General features: G+C 30.8%; 16 protein-coding genes. 15 read left to right on the forward strand and 1 reads right to left on the reverse strand.

What is annotated here, in order from left to right; all coding sequences use genetic code 11:
• Positions 1-81: 81 nt before the first annotated feature.
• Complete coding sequence (locus BUB34_RS04380) at positions 82-861, reverse strand: tyrosine-protein phosphatase (protein WP_073124634.1); 780 nt, start codon at positions 859-861, stop codon at positions 82-84.
• Positions 862-1,093: 232 nt separating this feature from the next.
• On the opposite strand from BUB34_RS04380, the gene BUB34_RS04385 reads away from it, so the two are divergent.
• From BUB34_RS04385 to ppdK, 15 genes are all read left to right on the forward strand, one after another.
• On the forward strand, positions 1,094-1,768 hold the full coding sequence (locus BUB34_RS04385) for a YveK family protein (protein ID WP_073124637.1): 675 nt from the start codon (positions 1,094-1,096) through the stop codon (positions 1,766-1,768).
• An 18-nt stretch (positions 1,769-1,786) separates the two neighbouring features.
• On the forward strand, positions 1,787-2,527 hold the full coding sequence (locus BUB34_RS04390; protein WP_330392741.1) for a CpsD/CapB family tyrosine-protein kinase: 741 nt from the start codon (positions 1,787-1,789) through the stop codon (positions 2,525-2,527).
• Positions 2,518-4,416, forward strand: coding sequence for a polysaccharide biosynthesis protein (locus BUB34_RS04395; protein WP_073124641.1), 1,899 nt, complete (start codon positions 2,518-2,520; stop codon positions 4,414-4,416). The genes BUB34_RS04390 and BUB34_RS04395 overlap by 10 nt, the downstream gene beginning before the upstream one ends.
• Positions 4,417-4,427: 11 nt before the next feature.
• The gene (locus BUB34_RS04400) at positions 4,428-4,655 is read left to right on the forward strand and encodes a sugar transferase (RefSeq protein WP_073124644.1); all 228 of its coding nucleotides are present in this window, start codon (positions 4,428-4,430) and stop codon (positions 4,653-4,655) included.
• Between the two features lie 939 nt (positions 4,656-5,594).
• Entirely contained in the window at positions 5,595-7,136 is a 1,542-nt protein-coding gene (gene murJ / locus BUB34_RS04405; RefSeq protein ID WP_073124646.1) for a murein biosynthesis integral membrane protein MurJ, read from the forward strand.
• A 150-nt stretch (positions 7,137-7,286) separates the two neighbouring features.
• Positions 7,287-7,904 (forward strand): hypothetical protein, encoded by a 618-nt coding sequence (locus BUB34_RS04410; RefSeq protein ID WP_073124648.1) that lies wholly within the window; start codon positions 7,287-7,289, stop codon positions 7,902-7,904.
• Complete coding sequence (locus BUB34_RS13215) at positions 7,879-8,055, forward strand: hypothetical protein (RefSeq protein WP_159430051.1); 177 nt, start codon at positions 7,879-7,881, stop codon at positions 8,053-8,055. The genes BUB34_RS04410 and BUB34_RS13215 overlap by 26 nt, the downstream gene beginning before the upstream one ends.
• A 123-nt stretch (positions 8,056-8,178) precedes the next feature.
• Positions 8,179-8,664 carry a CatB-related O-acetyltransferase gene (locus BUB34_RS13950; protein WP_278276693.1) on the forward strand — a complete coding sequence of 162 codons (486 nt, stop codon included), beginning with the start codon at positions 8,179-8,181 and terminating at the stop codon, positions 8,662-8,664.
• A gap of 184 nt (positions 8,665-8,848) precedes the next feature.
• Positions 8,849-9,466, forward strand: coding sequence for a hypothetical protein (locus BUB34_RS04420; RefSeq protein WP_073124652.1), 618 nt, complete (start codon positions 8,849-8,851; stop codon positions 9,464-9,466).
• A 28-nt stretch (positions 9,467-9,494) separates the two neighbouring features.
• Positions 9,495-10,136 carry a class D sortase gene (locus tag BUB34_RS04425; RefSeq protein ID WP_073124654.1) on the forward strand — a complete coding sequence of 214 codons (642 nt, stop codon included), beginning with the start codon at positions 9,495-9,497 and terminating at the stop codon, positions 10,134-10,136.
• Between the two features lie 22 nt (positions 10,137-10,158).
• A complete protein-coding gene (locus tag BUB34_RS04430) occupies positions 10,159-11,049 on the forward strand; it encodes a hypothetical protein (RefSeq protein WP_073124656.1) in 891 nt (296 codons plus the stop codon).
• Positions 11,050-11,293: 244 nt separating this feature from the next.
• Positions 11,294-14,098, forward strand: coding sequence for a cell wall-binding repeat-containing protein (locus tag BUB34_RS04435; protein WP_073124658.1), 2,805 nt, complete (start codon positions 11,294-11,296; stop codon positions 14,096-14,098).
• 276 nt (positions 14,099-14,374) lie between these two features.
• Entirely contained in the window at positions 14,375-15,013 is a 639-nt protein-coding gene (locus tag BUB34_RS04440; RefSeq protein ID WP_073124660.1) for a helix-turn-helix transcriptional regulator, read from the forward strand.
• Between the two features lie 13 nt (positions 15,014-15,026).
• On the forward strand, positions 15,027-15,863 hold the full coding sequence (locus BUB34_RS04445; RefSeq protein WP_073124662.1) for a pyruvate, water dikinase regulatory protein: 837 nt from the start codon (positions 15,027-15,029) through the stop codon (positions 15,861-15,863).
• Between the two features lie 56 nt (positions 15,864-15,919).
• A complete protein-coding gene (ppdK, locus tag BUB34_RS04450) occupies positions 15,920-18,541 on the forward strand; it encodes a pyruvate, phosphate dikinase (RefSeq protein ID WP_073124665.1) in 2,622 nt (873 codons plus the stop codon).
• Positions 18,542-18,645 lie beyond the last annotated feature (104 nt).

Raw genomic sequence — 18,645 nt, forward strand, 5'->3', positions numbered from 1 at the left:
AGTTAAAATACTAAAACTGTTATCATAAGGGGAGCATACTTTTCATTTGAAAATATTTTTATCTGGAAAAAATCTATAAAACTATCTAGAAAATAATCTCTTAAAAAATCCGAGTTTTTTACTTGGAATATAAACTTCTGATAAATCGATCTTTTCATTGTCTATAACTGCTTGTGGATTAGTAAAAAATAATTTATCAGCAAGCTCTTTACTATAAGAACCACTAATAAAATCATAAGAGTTTTTTAAAATAGGTCTTCTTCTTGTGCTTCCATGTCCATCGCTAGCTACAAAGTGAACCATATTATTATCTATTAAATCTAAAACAGATTCCTGAGAACTAGAGCTAGAACTTCCTAAAACAGAAGAAGAATTGACTTGAATAAGTGCGCCACATTCTATACATTTTTGAACTAATTTTAGATTTTTTGCAAAAGATGGGTATCTTTCAACATGAGCAAGTATTGGAATATAACCTCTTATCACAAACTCATAAACCACATCTAAAATATTACTTGGAAAACTAGCATTAGAAAATTCTACCAATATATAATCACTATTATTTAAACAGAAAAATTCTTTTTTATCTAAACAGTGCATAAGTTCTTTGTTATAGTACAGCTCATTTCCTAACAGTACTTGTAAATCAATATTATTAGTAGATAATACATTATTAAAAACTTCAACAGCTTTTTTTAGTTTAGTAGAACTAGTGTAATTAAACACAGGGTTAAAATGTGATGTATTTATAATAGTATTAATTCCATTATCAAGGGCCAAGCGAGCCATTGATAAGGCTTCGTTCATATCACTAGCTCCATCATCTATATCTGGAACAATATGGCAATGTATGTCAATCATAACAACCTCCTAGAGTCTTTTTAGAAAATTATATCAATTATTACATAAATTAACAAACAAATTTAAAATAGCAAAAATAAGTAGTAGCATAGCTTTCGAAAATAGTAAAATAAAAAAATGTACTATTTTTGTCGAACATCTGTACAAATGATGAAAAAAGTGATATTTTGTAATTAAAGATAAATAAAAAAATGCACTTTTATAGGTTATAAATGTTTAAAAAGGAGGAGTAATGGAAGAAACTATAGACTTAAGAGAAATTTTCACAATACTTAAAAAAAGAATGTGGATAATAGCAATAATAACTTCTGTATTTGTAGTCGTAAGTATAGGTCTTAGCTTTTTTATACTAAAACCTGTCTATGAAGCAAATACCACATTAATAGTAAACACAGATACTGATAAAAAGAAAGACGATATTTTAACAGGGGATCAAGTAATAGTTACTGAAAAACTAGCAATAACATATGGGGAAATAATAAAATCAAGGACAGTATTAGAACCAATCATAAAGGACTTAGGACTTAATATGACATATGATGAACTTTATGAATGTGTCCAAGTAGCCCCAGTGAAAAACACGCAAATAATAAATATAAGTGTGAATAGCAAAATTCCAAAGCAAGCTAGAGACATAGCAAATGCAATTCCAACCGTTTTCAAAGGCGAAGTAAAGAGAATCACAAAAGCAAATGGAATAGAAGTTATTGATAGAGCAATCACTCCAGATGATCCAATAAAGCCTAAAAAACTTTTAAACGTATCTATATCAGCCGTACTAGGTGTTATGGTAGGTTTATTTGTTGTATTTTTGATTGAATATTTAGACAATAAAGTAAAAACACCACAGGATGTAGAAAAATATTTAGAATTACCATTAATAGGTGTGATACCTTTGGAAAGATAAGAAAATAGGGGGATGAAAGTGAGCAGAATAATATCAATAGAGGACTCTAAGTCACCTATAGCAGAGGCCTATAGAGAGATAAGAACTAATATAGAATTTTCAAATATAGATAGTGAGAAAAAAGTAATACTAACTACAAGTTCTAGAGCAAATGAGGGAAAAAGTACAGTACTATCAAATCTGGCAGTTACATTCGCCAATCTAGATAAAAAAGTATTAATAATAGATGGAGATCTAAGAAATCCAACAATACATAAAACATTTGGTTTAAGTAACATTTATGGATTGACAGACATACTTTTAGAAAAGCTAAACTTTATGGAATGTGTACAGCCTTCCGGTATAACAGATCTTCATATTTTGGCATGTGGAGATATACCCCCAAACCCATCAGAAATGTTAGCATCAAATAAGATGAAAACGTTTTTAGAAATTATCAGAGAACGTTATGACTACATATTTATAGATGCCCCACCTATAGGAGTAGTAACAGATGCAGGTATAATATCTGGATACTCGGATGGTGTTATATTTGTAGTGGAATCTAATGGGGCAGATATAGAACAAATAAAAATGGCAAAAGAAAGACTCCTAAATATAAATGCAAAAATATTAGGGGTGGTTTTAAATAAATTTGACAATAAAAAATCAGGATATGACTATTACAACTACTATTATCAACAAGATGAGACTTCTAAAAAAGGTAGAAAGGAAAGAAAAAAGGATAAGAAGAAAGCAGGGAGGAAGTCATGGAGATAAAAGCTACACAGGCTAAAAAAGATAGTTTTATACGTAGTTTTTTAGAGAAGTATAGAATAAGACAAGGGATACTATTATTAGTAGACATCTTTAGTGTTTTAGTAGCTTTTTTGATAGGTCTAAACCTAACAGGTATAAGTGGTCCAATAGGAATAAGAGATATAATTGTACCCTTAGGAGTATATATAACATTAAACACAATCTCGTTTTATATTTTCGGATGCTATACAAGCCTTTGGAGATATGCAGGGGAACAAGAGATTATAAGTGTGGTAAAGGCCTCTGTGGTATATATAATACCACTTTACTTTTTAAATAAGTGGTTTGGGTATGAGTACTCAAGGTTATTTTATATAGTAAATACATTATTTATAATAATATTGACAGAGGGAAGTAGACTAGCTTATAGAACAGGAAGAAGGATCAAATGTCAGCCTTTAAATAAATTATCAAAAGTACTGATAGTAGGGGCTGGGAGTGCAGGAGAACTAGTATTAAATGAATTAAATAGAAACCCTGAACTAGGAAAAATAGCAATAGGCTTTGTAGATGACGACAAAAATAAAATAGGAAGAAACATACACGGTGTTAGGATTCTAGGTAGTACAAAAAATATAAAAGACATAGTAGAAAACTACGACATAGACGAAATAATTTTAGCAATGATAAATGTAACATCAGAAAACAAAAGAAGAATTATAGATATTTACAATGATACTAAATGTAAGCTGAGAACAATACCTGGAATATTTGAATTAATAGATGGAACAGTAGATATAAAAAAGATAAGGGATGTAAAAATAGAGGACTTATTGGGGAGAGAAACATTAAATGGAAATCTAGATAATATTGCAAAATATATAGAAAATAAAGTAGTAATGGTAACAGGAGCAGGAGGATCGATTGGAAGTGAACTTTGTAGACAAATAGCTAAGTTCAACCCCAAGATGCTGATAATACTAGATAACTACGAAAACAATGCCTATGCAATACAGCAGGAACTAAAATGGCAACACAAAAGTCTAGATATAAAAACAATAATAGCATCTATAAGAGAAAAAACAAGGATGGAATCTATATTTCAAGAATACCTTCCAGAAGTAGTTTTTCATGCTGCAGCTCACAAACACGTACCACTTATGGAGGACAGTCCAGGAGAAGCAATAAAAAATAATATATTTGGAACACTTAATGTAGCACAACTTGCAGATAAATACAAAACCAAAAGATTTGTTTTGATATCTACAGACAAAGCAGTAAACCCTACAAATATAATGGGAGCTACAAAAAGAGCTTGCGAGATGATAATTCAGGCAATAGATCAAGTAAGCCAGACAGAGTACGTAGCAGTTAGATTTGGAAACGTGCTTGGAAGCAACGGTAGCGTAATACCCCTGTTTAAAAAACAGATACTTGAAGGAGGGCCTGTAACTGTAACACATCCTGAAATAACTAGGTTTTTTATGACTATACCAGAAGCAGTGGCGCTGGTTATAGAGGCTGGAGGTATGGCAAGAGGCGGGGAAATATTTGTTCTCGATATGGGAGAGCCTATGAAAATACTTGACCTTGCCAAAAACTTAATAAGACTTAGTGGATTTGAGCCGGATGTCGATATAAAGATAGAATTCACAGGCCTAAGACCTGGGGAAAAGTTGTATGAAGAGCTACTTATGAATGAAGAAGGACTTACAAATACGGAAAATAATAAGATATTTGTGGCAAGACCTATGGATATAGATAGAGATTGTGTAAAAAGACATCTGATGTTTTTGGATATGATTATAAGAAATGAAGAAATAGATTTGATTGATAATGCGATGAAGGCATTTGTTAGTACTTATATTAGACCTGAGGAAGCTAATTTAAGTGATGCTGCGAGTTTGTAGGGGGGAATCAGATGTATTTAAAAATAAAAAGAGGGATTGATTTTATATTATCCCTCATTGGACTAATTGTTTTAGCTCCAATTTTTATTGTTTTGATTATAGTTATAAAATTGGACTCACCAGGGCCTGTACTGTTTAAGCAAAAAAGGATAGGTATTCATAAAACTTGTACTGGGAAGATTCTAAGAAAAACAAGTCCTTATAAATTACCTCAGATTATTAATATTTTGTTTTGTTAAATCTAAATTTTTTTATAAGGTATCTATAATTATGAGTTTGTTAGGGAATATTTATATATGAATTACGGATATTAATTGCTACTATTAGGTTAGTTTCTTTTGGTTGTATAATAATATTTAGCGTTGATGGTAATAAAAAGTCCATAATTGTCCTAAGACAAAAATGGACTAATTACTATCAGTGCTATTATTTTATAAAAAATAAAGAATGTATGTCAAACTCGCTGTATAATTAAGTAACTACAACAAAATAAACAAGAAAGTTTAACACGTATTCAAATAATATTAGGGATAATATTCTAGGAATTAGCGATGAAAATTATTCAGCAGTAAAAAATCTATTCACAGAGTACTTTGAATAGATAAATTTAAGTATCTAAAATCAGTTGATTCGACAATGAGGGTAAATTTAGTTAATAATTAAACTGGAAAAGTTTTTGATATTTTATTTAATATAAGAAAACATTAATTGAAACAGTATTTCCTGTCATATACTAAAAAGAAAGCATTCTTACAAGAGAGATTGTTTTAAATCTGTGTAAATATTTCAATATAGGTAATGATACAGATAATTGTAACGAAAAAATATGCGATAATCAATCATAGTCTTTTTTATCTTGTCTGTGATAATTTTTTATATAGGGAAGAAGTAGAGAACTAGGAGATGTTATAATAGATTCTACGGGTGCTATACTAGGACTTATTATATATTATATATTTAATAATATTGGAAAGTAGTCTGAATATTAAGTTCTATTGTATATATTCTGATTAAGCTATCAATTTTAAAATTAAATATTTATATTTTAGGTAGGATTATAGACACTAAGAAAATTAGTATTTCTAGTCTAAAAAATTGGCATGTTATTCTAAAAAAGAAATTTAATTGCTAAATAATGAACTTATGTATAAGGAAAATCATTAAAATGGAGGAACAATATGAGTAAAGTAGCAAAAGCAACCTTAGGACTGATGATAGTCACAATGTTATCAAAAATCTTAGGGTTTACAAGAGAACTAGCACTGACATACACCTATGGTGCTGGTACAATTTCAGATATATATATAACAACACTAAGCATTCCTACAATTTTATTTGCATCAATAGGATCTGCGCTTGGTACAACATTTATTCCTCTATTTTATGAAGTAGAAAAACTAGATGGAGATAAGAAATCTCTTGAATTTTCCAACAACGTTTTTAATATTGTAACAATACTATCCATAATAATGGCTATACTAGGATTTATATTTGCAGGACCATTGGTTAAAGTATTTGCAATCAATTTTACAGGAGAAAAATTATTACTAGCTATAAAGTTTACTAGAATAATGATATTCGGAGTAGTATTTATAGGGTTAAGCCAAGTAATGACATCTTGGCTACAGATAAAAGGCAACTTCACAGTACCTGGGATGATAGGATTTCCATACAATATACTTATAATAGTGGGAATAATCATAAGTTCAAAAGGCGACTTATATATTATGCCAATATTAACTTTGTTAGCTATATTATGTCAATTTTTATTTCAATTTCCATTTGCAATAAAAACAGGATATAAATATAAACCATATATAAACATAAAAGACAAATACATAAAAAGAATGTTAGCTCTTGTAGTTCCTGTATTTATAGGGGCTAGTGTTAATCAAATAAATGCTATAGTAGATAGAACCTTGGCATCTACACTGGGAGATGGATTTATAACAATATTAAACAGCGCAAATAGATTAAATGGATTTGTATTAGGGCTTTTTATAGTGACAATTTCAACAGTGATATATCCCACTCTTTCTAAATTATCTAATGAAAACAACAAAGAAAAGTTTGCTAAATCTGTATCTAAGAGTGTGAATTCTGTAATACTTATGGTAATGCCTATTTCAGTGGGAGCTATAGTACTTGCAGAGCCTGTTGTCAAAATAGTATTTCAAAGAGGGGCCTTTGATGCACAGGCTACAAAAATGACTGCTATTGCCTTAGCTTGTTATTCTATAGGAATGGTAGGTTTTGGTCTAAGGGAAATATTAAACAAGGTGTTTTATTCATTGCAAGATACAAAAACACCTATGATAAACGGGGCTATGGCTGTTGGAGTAAATATACTGCTAAGTATTATACTAATAAAATTTTTGGGACATGCAGGGCTTGCAATAGCTACCAGTATATCAGCTATTGTATGTATAGTACTTTTATTTATTAGTCTAAAGAAAAAGATAGGGTATTTTGGACAAGATTACATAACAAAAACAATTATTAAGTCATTAGTTGCATCAATTTTTATGGGAGTTATTACATTTATTTTCTATAAATTCCTAGTAGGTCTTTTAGGATTAGGATTTATAAAAGAAGCGTTAGCACTATTTAGTTCTATTGCAATTGGAGCTATAGTTTATATAGCTTTAATTATAAAATTCAATATAGAAGAAGTTAGTACTATTATAGATATGTTTAAAAGTAGGATAACCTCTAAATAGGTGGGTATAAATATACAGAATCTCATAAAGATATCGTAATATTATCCGAATAATTAATTTGGATTTGAATTTCCCCGACTCTTTTATAAATTTTTAGAGTTGGGATTCAAATAAATTTACAAAAATAACTTAAGAAAAGGGGGGAAATTAATGAGAAAAACATTAAAAACTATGATACTAACTACAATGTTAGTATTAGCTATGGGAGCAACTTGTTTTGCTAATCCATCAGATGACTTAAGTAAGTCACTATTATCAGCAGGTGTACCAAGTTCATATGTAGGGACTGTTTCAGAGTATTTACAAAAGACTAAAATATCTGAGTCTCAATACAATACTGCAAAATCTAAATTAGATCAAGCAAAAGCTATAATAGGAAATACTAAAGACTTAAGTAGTTTATCTTCTGATCAAAAAAGCGAGGTTATGTCTTTAGCTAGAGAAGGCGGGAATGCTTTAGGTTTAACTGTAAAGTTTGGTAAAGACAACCAAGGCAGAACTACTTTAGTAGCAACTGATGCTAATGGCGGAACTGTATTAAAAATGTCTACTGCTGATGGTGCAGCTAATTTTGATTTGGGATCTGTAGTAGCAGCATTACAAGAAATGGTTGAGTTTTCTAATAGCTCTAACAAAGGAGAATTCACTCCAGTAGGTGGAACTATGACTAAAACTGCAACTGAATACGGAAATATGATGCTTGCTGGGGCTATGTTAGTGGCTTTTGCAGGAGGAATATTTGTTGTTTCTAAGAGAAGAACTGCTTAGAAAAACTGTTTTAAATAAGAAATTAGTATTGGTGAAAAAAATTCTACATAGTGAAAAATATACCAATACTCGTATACCAAGAAAGATAGGGATTACGTTTGTAATCCCTATTTGTTTAGTTATTATGATTATAAATGAAAGGACAGACTAAAATACTATGAATATCTTAAAATATTGTATAAAAAGATCAATAATTTGGCGATATAATAAACATCATTTAACGAAGATTCAAAGTATTCATGCTAGCACAAAAGCTAATTATGGAGTTGGGGTTTTGATATCGAAAATGACTACAGTTGCCGAAGATGTCACAATTGGGGACTATAGCTATGTAAATAGTGGATCATATGTAGAGAATTGTACGATAGGAAAGTTTTGTTCTATTTCTTCTGGAGTTTATATTTGTCCATTTGAACACAATTATAAAATTAGGACTACTCACCCAGTTCTCAGGTGGGGAGAACCAGTACCTCCTCGTCCAAAGGTCACTATAGGCAATGATGTATTAATTAGTTTAAATGCAGTAATACTAGAGGGCGTAACAATTGGTGATGGTGCTGTTATAGGTGCTGGTGCAGTTGTAACAAAAGATGTAAAGCCATATGAAATTGTAGGTGGTGTGCCTGCCAAACATATCAAATATAGGTTTTCTGATGAGGAAATTAAAAAATTGCAGGAACTAAAATGGTGGGATTGGGAAATAGAAAAAATAAGGAAAAACGTTGATTTTTTTAAAAATGAAAGTGATATTATAAAGTAAAAATAGAAAATTAGATATTATAAGATTATATTAAATGATGAAAGGCAATTATAAATTTTAAAGGCTAATTCTAGGGGGGAGCATACATAAATGTATAGAATATCCTAAAGATATTGTAATATTAGTCGAATAACAAAATAGAATTTGAATTTATAAAAATAACCTAAGAAAAGGGGGGGAAGCAATGAAAAAAACATTAAAAACAATGGTGCTAACTACAATGCTAGTATTAGCTATGGGATCAACTTGTTTTGCTAATCCAGCAGATGACTTAAGTAAGTCACTATTATCAGCAGGAGTACCAAGTTCATATGTAGGGACTGTTTCAGAGTATTTACAAAAGACTAAAATATCTCAGTCTCAATATAATACTGCAAAATCTAAATTAGATCAAGCAAAAGCTATAATAGGAAATACTAAAGACTTAAGTAGTTTATCTTCTGATCAAAAAAGCGAGGTTATGTCTTTAGCTAGAGAAGGCGGAAATGCTTTAGGTTTAACTGTAAAGTTTGGTAAAGACAACCAAGGCAGAACTACTTTAGTAGCAACTGATGCTAATGGCGGAACTGTATTAAAAATGTCTACTGCTGATGGTGCAGCTAATTTTGATTTGGGATCTGTAGTAGCAGCATTACAAGAAATGGTTGAGTTTTCTAATAGCTCTAACAAAGGAGAATTCACTCCAGTAGGTGGAACTATGACTAAAACTGCAACTGAATACGGAAATACGATGCTTGCTGGGGTTATGTTGATAGCTTTTGCAGGAGGAATATTTGTTGTTTCTAAGAGAAGAACTGCTTAGAAAAACTTGTTTTAAATAGGAGATTAGTATGGGTGAAAAAAAATTTTTACATAATGAAAAATATACCAATACCCGTCTACTAAAAAAGATAGGGGTTACTTTTGTAATCCCTATTTGCTTAGCTATTACGGGAGCACTTATTTTTATGAGTGCAGGATGGAATTTGCTGTTTGAATCTTATTCTTTGAGTACAGCTATTTTTGCAAAGCCTAACAAGGACGTTGACGATGTAAATTTTTATATAAACAACAAAGAAGTGAGTAGACCTGATATAGGAAGTGTATTTGCAAGTATAAAAATACCATCTATAAACCTAGAAAAAGATGTAGTTCATGGAGACGGAGATGACGAACTTAGAAAAGGGATAGGTCACTACGCGGGAAGCACTCTACCTGGTGAGGGTGGAAATTGTATATTAGATGGGCACAGAGATACAGCTCTAAAAGATTTAAAAAACATCAAAAAGGGCGATAGTATTTTTGTAGATACAGAGTGGGGAAAATACGAGTATAGGGTTAGTGATATAAAGGTTACTGCTCCAGATGATAGTACAGTTATGGAGCCTACTGACCATGAAAAACTTACGTTGTATACTTGTTATCCTTTCAATTATATTGGAAGTGCACCAAAGAGATTTGTTGTTACTGGCGAGTTTGTAAGTGCTAAGTAACAAGTAAATGAGGGATAAATATATGAGAAAATATAAAAGTATATTGGCATTTTTTATAAGCCTTTTAATAATGTTTAGTATTATTGCAACTTGTTCAGTTGTATTTTTTAAAAACACGGTTCTAAGTGAGAGTACTTATACAAAGGTACTAGAAAGAGAAAACACGTATAATAAAATTTATGATAATATAAATGAAAATATAAAGTATCTAATGCTTACTAACAATATTCCTACTGATACATTAAGTGGTGTTATTACTGAAGATGAGGTAAGGGATACTGTAAATGATTATATTTACTATACTGTCAGTTATATGAGAAAAGAAGAATCACAGATTACAAAACTTGACATGGAAGTCTATACTAAAAGAATTGATGAGAAAATGGACAAGTTTATAAAAGAAAATAACCTTTCTAAAAATGCTGAGTTTATGGGGCATGTCAATGAAATCAAAGGTACTGCTCTAAATATAATCAAAAGTGATTTAGAGGTTGTAAATTTAAACGAATTATCTAAGTCTAGTTATATGACAAAGTTAGCTAGCTTATCATATATATTGAATAGCAACAAAGTAATAGTATCACTAATAGCAATAATATTACTATTATCAGCTAGTATGTGTTTAATATGGAAAAGAAGAAAGATAAGAAGAGTTGTTTGGATCGGATATTCGTTTATGGCGAGTGGTCTTACTGTTATGTTAATTGGTATAAGCGGATATTTATCTAACTTTTATAAGCATATCGCAATAGATATAGATTATCTAGCAGAAGCTATAGCTGCAATTATAAAAAATTATTTGATTACTTTAACTCAAATAGGAAGTTTTATATTTTTGATAGGAATTTTATTGATGGCTGTATATTGGGGATACATAATAAAAAAATTTAATGTAGAAAATAAGTTAACTTAGATATTCTTAAGAGTTAACATACTTTGAATTACTATATTAAAAGGTCCACTTTATCATTTAATGATAGGTGGATTTTTTAATATAGTATTACTTTTTAAAATATTAGGATCTGAAATTTCAATAACAAAGATAAAATAAGTTAACCTAAATATTACCAATAATTAACGCACCTCTAATTATTATATATAAAATAAGTTGTATTATTAACTTATACGAAATAAATAGTTATTGGGGGAAATTCTAAATGATAAAAGTATCTAAAAAAACTAGAAGATTAGTAAGTAGGGGTATGCTAACAACTACAATTGCAACCGGAGTAGCTCCAGTAGTATCACCTTTTGTAAGTTTTGCAGAACAAGAATCATCAGTTTCAGGTGTTACTTTTGAAAAAAACAAGGGATTAAAAATAGCTATAATATCAGATACACACATATTTCCAGAGGAATATGTAGGAAATGAAGGACCAAACTATCTAAAGTATGTGAGTTCAGATAGAAAAATGCTTAAAGAAAGTGAGAGAATACTTGATTCAAGTATAAATAGGATATTAAAGTCAGATGCAGAGATTGTGCTTATACCAGGGGATTTAACTAAGGACTCAGAGGTAAAAGCTCATGAAATATTGGCAAGAGAAATAGAAAAATTAGAAAAAGCAGGCAAAGAAGTTTTTGTTATAAATGGAAACCACGATATAAATGCCCCGGATGCAGAAAAATTCATAGCTGTAGAGGGGGATGAAAATGACCCAAATAGAACTGATAGGGTAGAAAAATTAGATGGAATAAAGGCTAGTGAGTTTGAAAAGCTATATGCAAAATATGGATTTGATGATCAAAATTTAATAGCAAATGACCCTAATTCTACATCATATGTAGCTAGGTTAAAGCCGGGATATAGATTGATAGCTATGGATACTGGAATATATGGGGACAATAAAAGTGATCAAAGTACAGCAGGAAAATTACAAGAAGATACAAGGTTAAAGTGGATTCTTGATCAAATAAAAGAAGCTAACAAAGCAGGAGATACTGTAATAGGAATGAGCCATCATGGAATAGTAGAACATTTTAATGGACAAGGGAAGATGTTTGCACCTTATTTAGTAGAGAATTATGAAAAAGTATCGACGACTCTAGCTGATGCAGGCATGAAATATGTGTTTACAGGGCATTTTCATGCACAAGATGTAGCAATCAAAAAAACTGAAGCAGGTAATACAATTATGGATATAATGACTGGTTCTTCAGTTAGTTATCCATCTCCAATAAGGTTTGTTCAAATAGATAATGACTTAGGTAAAATACATATAAAGAGCGAGAGAGTAGAATCAATAAAAGGTGTAGAAGATTTCAAAAAGTATAGTGAGGATGCTATGAGATCTGGTGTAGGTGGTATGGTTTCATCTTTGGCTTCCGATTTATTAATTGGAATGATAGATAATAAATCATCCTCAACTCCTAATGGGGATGAAGAAAAAATAAAGGAAGTAGTAAAAGAGTATATTACACAAGTTATAGATGAAAATAAAGATAAGCTAGATGAAGAAATAAATAAAAATCCGGAACTACTAAGTAGTATAGATGTTAAATCTATAGATGACCCAGTAATAATACCGGGTGAGGATGGTAAACCACCACTATTAAAAAAGAGTCAGTTAATAAACTATATAAAAGCAGTTTCTGAAGATCTAAAAACTGTAGAAGTAGAAACATCAATAGCTAAAAATTATAAGCTTATGGATATAATAGAAAACTGTTTAATTGAAGTATACGCAGGTGATGAAAACTATTCTGATTCAATGAAAATATTAAAATCAGAATTACAAACAACACCGATGATTCAAGATTCTTTGGTAAAAATATTAGTTAAAAACAAGAAAGAACTGGGGTTAGTTGGAACTTTAGTAAATGAGGATAGTATGAATAAGCTATTTGACAAAAAAGTTTCAGGTGAGAACACTTTAGGACAAGTTGTAGGCAATACATTTGCACAAGTACTAGATGGAGTATTAACAGATAAAACACCGGACAATAATGTAGCTTATATAGGGGATAGAGTAGTGGATTCTGATTTAGGAACATCAACACCTTCAATCACACCTCCAACTATACCTTCAACTACACCACAAATAATACCGTCAAAATTAGCAGGGGATGATAGATACAAAACAGCTGTAGAAATATCAAAAGAAGGCTGGAATAAATCTGATACTGTGTTTATAGTTAGTGGAGAAGATAAAAATTTAGTGGATGGCCTTACAGCTACACCTCTAGCATCCTCTAAAGATGCACCTATATTACTAACTAAAAATAATAGTTTAGCAAATGATACAATCAATGAAATAAAAAGATTAAATTCATCTCAGGTAATAGTTATAGGTGGTCAATCTTCTATATCAGAATCTGTAGTCAAAGATATAAAAAATATAAATTCTAATATAGAAGTAAAAAGAATAGCTGGTTCTAATAGATATGAAACATCTTTAAATATAGCAAAAGAATTAGATAAAACTAATGATGTTTCTAAAGTATATATAGGATCTGGTGATGGTGAGTCGGATTCACTGTCAATATCTCCTGTAGCAGGTAAGGAAAGGGCACCTATACTGCTTACACCTAAGGAAGGTCCAGATAAAAATACACTTGAATTTATAAAGGATAAAGCTATAAAGGATAGTTATTTTATAGGTGGTAAAAATAAAATATCAGATAGTTCTATAAGTAAAATAAACGATATAATCCCTAATGATGTATCAAAAAATAGAATATCTGGAAAAGACAGACAAGAAACAAATGCTAGAGTTATGGAAAAATTTTATAAGAATACAGATTTAAACGGTGTTGCAGTGGCAAAATCAGATCAATTAGTGGATGCTCTAAGCGTAGGACCTTTGGCTGCAAAAAAAGATATACCTATAATACTTGCTACTAAAACTTTAAACAAATCTCAAGAAGAAGCACTAAATAAAAAGAAGACATTAAAATTATTTGAAATTGGCGGGGGAATATCATCTAGTGTATTAGATAAAATTAAAAACCTAGTTAAATAGTAAAATAATAAAAATCCACCTCACTTTAACGAGAGGTGGATTTTTATGTGTAAAAATACATGATTATGCATTATAATATTATATATGACATGCAAATTATCTACATTATTAAACACATATCCCGCATTAATACATAATAAATACATTTAAATTATAAAAAAATATACAAAAACACATCATATTCGAATAAAAATATATTTACAGAATAGTACATATGGTTATATAATATACTATATAAGATACAGACAAGTTAAAAGTATAGCATAATGAAAGAAGGTGATTATTATTCAACTTAATAAAAGGCAATTAAAGATAATTGATATAGTTAAAGCAAATGAACCTATAACTAGTGAAAATATTGCTGCCAGTCTAAATGTAACACGTGCTACATTAAGGTCAGATCTTGCTATACTAACGATGACCGGAATACTGGACGCAAGGCCAAAAGTTGGATATTTTTATTCAGGTATAAATGAAATTAATTTGGTTGGAAATAAAGTCAAAGATAAAAAAGTTGAGGACATAATGAGTATGCCGATACTTGTAAAGAAGGATACTAGTACATATGATGTAATAGTTACTATGTTCCTATCAGATGTAGGTAGCATAGTTATTATAGATGATGAAGAAAACCTATGTGGTGTAGTTTCTAGGAAGGACCTTCTAAAAGCAACTGTAGGAGGGGCAGACATAAACAAGATACCTATAGGAATGATAATGACTAGAACACCAAATGTAGTAACTTTAAATAGAGACGATAGTGTATTATTAGCAGCGAAGAAAATAATAGAACATGAAATTGACTCCGTGCCAGTGATTGAATATGATGGAAAAGATAAGACAAGAACAAAAGTAGTTGGAAGATTGTCTAAGACCAATATAACAAAGTTATTCTTGGAAATAATGGACAATTAAGGAGGAATATATAATGGAAAACCTGATTATATATGTAATATCAGATTCAGTAGGAGAGACTGCTCAACAAGTTACAAAAGCTGCTATGTCACAGTTTGGGATGGGAGACAATTATGAAATAAGAAGATTTCCCTATGTTGTAGATAAAAAGTTTTTAGCTGAGATATTAGAAAGTGGAAAAAATGAAGATGCTATAGTTGTATATACCCTAGTTGATGAAGAACTATCAGAGATGACAAGGGAGTACTGTGAAAAAGAAAATATAAGTAAAATAGATCTAATGACTCCATTTTTCAGAGAGATAGGTATAAAGACAGGAAAGAGACCTAAGAGAGAACCTGGTATTATAAGAAAATTAGATGAATCATACTTTAAGAGAGTTGAAGCTATAGAGTTTGCAGTAAAATACGATGATGGTAAAGACCCTAGAGGTATACTAAAATCAGATATTATACTAGTTGGTATATCTAGAACTTCAAAAACACCTCTTAGTATGTATCTTGCAAATAAAAATATAAAAGTAGCAAATGTGCCATTAGTTCCAGAAATACCTATCCCAAAGGAAGTATTTGAGATAAATAGCAAGAAAATAATAGGGCTTACAAATACTCCTGAAAAACTAAATATGATAAGACAGGAAAGGCTAAAAGCATTGGGGCTATCTAGCAGTGCTAATTATGCAAATTTAGAGAGAATACTTCAAGAGTTAGACTACTCAGAAAGTATAATGAAAAGACTAGGTTGTCCAGTAATAGATGTATCTAGCAAGGCAATAGAAGAAACTGCCGGCATAATTATGGACATAATAAAAGAAAATGGTATAAATATATACCGAGAAAATGATAAATAATAAAGTCAATTATTAAAATTAAAATAAAAAATTATAAAATTAATGGGGGATTAATAATGAATTCTAAATATGTTTATAGTTTTAGTGAAGGATGTAAAGAAATGAAATCTTTACTAGGAGGAAAAGGAGCAAACTTAGCAGAAATGACTAAGATAGGTCTACCAGTGCCTCCAGGATTTACTATTACAACTGATGCGTGTAATGACTACTATGATAATAGTGAAAAAATAAGACCAGAAATAGTAGCAGAAATAGAAGAACAATTAAAAGGGCTAGAAGAAAACCTAGGAAAAACTTTAGGATGTAGCCAAAACCCACTTTTAATATCAGTTCGTTCTGGTGCAGTATTCTCTATGCCAGGAATGATGGATACAATACTTAACTTAGGACTTAATGATACTAGTGTAAAGGCACTTGCAGAAGGAACACAAAACGAAAGATTTGCTTATGATAGTTACAGAAGATTTATACAAATGTTCTCTGATGTTGCTATGGGAGTACCTAAGTACAAATTCGAAGGTGTATTAGATAGAATAAAAGAAGAAAAAGGATATTCTGTTGATACAGACCTTACTACAGATGATTTAAAACAAATAGTAGAAGAATTTAAAGCAATATACAAAAAAGAAGTTAGAAGTGACTTCCCAGAAGATCCAAAAACACAATTAATGCTTGCAATAGAAGCGGTATTTAAATCTTGGAATAACCCACGTGCACAAGTATACCGTAGATTACATGATATACCTCACAATTTAGGTACAGCAGTTAATATACAATCAATGGTATTTGGTAACATGGGAGAAACTAGTGGTACAGGGGTTGCTTTCACTAGAAACCCATCTACAGGTGAAAATAAATTATTCGGAGAGTACTTAATGAATGCACAAGGTGAAGACGTTGTTGCAGGTATAAGAACTCCACAAGATATATCTACTCTTAAAGAAGTAATGCCAGAAGCATATGAACAATTTGTAAACATAACTTCTACACTTGAAGCTCACTACAAAGATATGCAAGATATAGAGTTTACTATAGAAAATGAAAGATTATATATACTACAAACTAGAAATGGTAAGAGAACTGCAAAAGCAGCTATAAATGTTGCAGTTGACTTAGTTGAGTCTGGAATAATAACAGAAGAAGAAGCTATAATGAGAATTGAACCAAATCAATTAGACCAACTTCTTCATCCAAACTTTGAACCAACTGCTCTAAAAGAAGCTAAGGTAATAGCAAAAGGATTACCAGCATCACCAGGTGCTAGTAGTGGTAGAGTGTACTTTAATGCAGATGATATAGTAGAAGCTGCTAATAGAGATGAGAAAGTTATACTTGTTAGACTAGAAACATCTCCAGAAGATATAGAAGGTATGGTACGTGCTGAAGGAATACTTACAGCAAGAGGAGGAATGACATCACATGCAGCGGTTGTAGCAAGAGGTATGGGTACATGCTGTGTTGCAGGATGTGGAGAAATAAAAGTTGATGAAGCTAATAAAGAAATAAGAGTTGATGATATAGTAATAAAAGAAGGAGAATACATTTCTTTAGATGGATCTACAGGATGTGTTTACTTAGGAGAAGTTAAGAAAACAGAAGTTGAATTAACAGGAAACTTTGAAAAATTAATGGTATGGGTAGATAAATATAGAACTATGCTAGTTAGAACAAATGCAGATACTCCTAGAGATGCAGCTACTGCTATAAAATTCGGTGCTGAAGGTATAGGATTATGTAGAACTGAGCATATGTTCTTTGATGAAGATAGAATACCAGCAGTTAGACAAATGATATTATCTAAAACAGTAGAGCAAAGAGAAAAAGCTCTTGAAAAAATATTACCAATGCAAAGAGAAGACTTTAGAGAAATATTTAAAGTTATGGCTGGAAAACCAGTTAACGTAAGATTGCTAGATCCACCACTACATGAATTCTTACCAAGTGATAGTGAGGCTATAGCAGATCTTGCTAAAAACTTAGGAATCAGTGTAGAAGAAGTTAACAAGAGAATAGTTGACTTAGAAGAAGTAAACCCAATGCTTGGACATAGAGGATGTAGACTTGCAATAACTTATCCAGAAATATGTGTAATGCAAGCAAAAGCATTAGCTCAAGGTGCTATAGAAGCTATTAGAGAAGGAGTAGAAGTATCTCCTGAAATAATGGTTCCATTAGTAGGTGAAGTAAACGAATTAAAAGTTTTAAGAAAATTAATAGAAGAAACTGTAGATGCTACAATAGAAGCTGAAGGTGTGAGATTTGATTACACAGTAGGAACAATGATAGAAATACCTCGTGCTTGCTTAACAGCTGATGAAATAGCAGAAGTTGCTGACTTCTTCAGTTTCGGAACTAACGACTTAACTCAAATGTCATTCGGATACTCAAGAGATGATGCAGGTAAATTCTTAGGAGAATATGTAGACAAAGAGTTATTAGAAAAAGATCCATTCCAAGTGTTAGACCAAAACGGAGTAGGTAAATTAGTTAAAATGGCAGCTGAGTTAGGTAGAGGAGTTAAATCAGACCTTAAATTAGGAATCTGTGGAGAACACGGTGGAGAACCATCTTCAGTAGAGTTCTGCTACAAAACAGGACTTAACTACGTATCTTGTTCACCATTTAGAGTGCCAATTGCAAGACTTGCAGCAGCTCAAGCAGCTATAAGAAATAAATAATAAATAAATATTTAGCCATATTTAAAATCCCCGAGATCATCACATAGGTATTCTCGGGGATTTTTTTATTAATTTTATAAATATCTAGATAAGACTTAATAGAT

Source organism: Asaccharospora irregularis DSM 2635, from assembly GCF_900129815.1.
Taxonomy (GTDB): domain Bacteria; phylum Bacillota; class Clostridia; order Peptostreptococcales; family Peptostreptococcaceae; genus Asaccharospora; species Asaccharospora irregularis.

What these genes read in the sequence shown, in the direction of transcription:
- BUB34_RS04380 (WP_073124634.1), bottom strand. Translation starts at nt 861, where the DNA reads ATGATTGACATACATTGCCATATTGTTCCAGATATAGATGATGGAGCT.
- BUB34_RS04385 (WP_073124637.1), top strand. Translation starts at nt 1,094, where the DNA reads ATGGAAGAAACTATAGACTTAAGAGAAATTTTCACAATACTTAAAAAA.
- BUB34_RS04395 (WP_073124641.1), top strand. Translation starts at nt 2,518, where the DNA reads ATGGAGATAAAAGCTACACAGGCTAAAAAAGATAGTTTTATACGTAGT.
- BUB34_RS04400 (WP_073124644.1), top strand. Translation starts at nt 4,428, where the DNA reads ATGTATTTAAAAATAAAAAGAGGGATTGATTTTATATTATCCCTCATT.
- murJ (WP_073124646.1), top strand. Translation starts at nt 5,595, where the DNA reads ATGAGTAAAGTAGCAAAAGCAACCTTAGGACTGATGATAGTCACAATG.
- BUB34_RS04410 (WP_073124648.1), top strand. Translation starts at nt 7,287, where the DNA reads ATGAGAAAAACATTAAAAACTATGATACTAACTACAATGTTAGTATTA.
- BUB34_RS04420 (WP_073124652.1), top strand. Translation starts at nt 8,849, where the DNA reads ATGAAAAAAACATTAAAAACAATGGTGCTAACTACAATGCTAGTATTA.
- BUB34_RS04425 (WP_073124654.1), top strand. Translation starts at nt 9,495, where the DNA reads ATGGGTGAAAAAAAATTTTTACATAATGAAAAATATACCAATACCCGT.
- BUB34_RS04430 (WP_073124656.1), top strand. Translation starts at nt 10,159, where the DNA reads ATGAGAAAATATAAAAGTATATTGGCATTTTTTATAAGCCTTTTAATA.
- BUB34_RS04435 (WP_073124658.1), top strand. Translation starts at nt 11,294, where the DNA reads ATGATAAAAGTATCTAAAAAAACTAGAAGATTAGTAAGTAGGGGTATG.
- BUB34_RS04445 (WP_073124662.1), top strand. Translation starts at nt 15,027, where the DNA reads ATGGAAAACCTGATTATATATGTAATATCAGATTCAGTAGGAGAGACT.
- ppdK (WP_073124665.1), top strand. Translation starts at nt 15,920, where the DNA reads ATGAATTCTAAATATGTTTATAGTTTTAGTGAAGGATGTAAAGAAATG.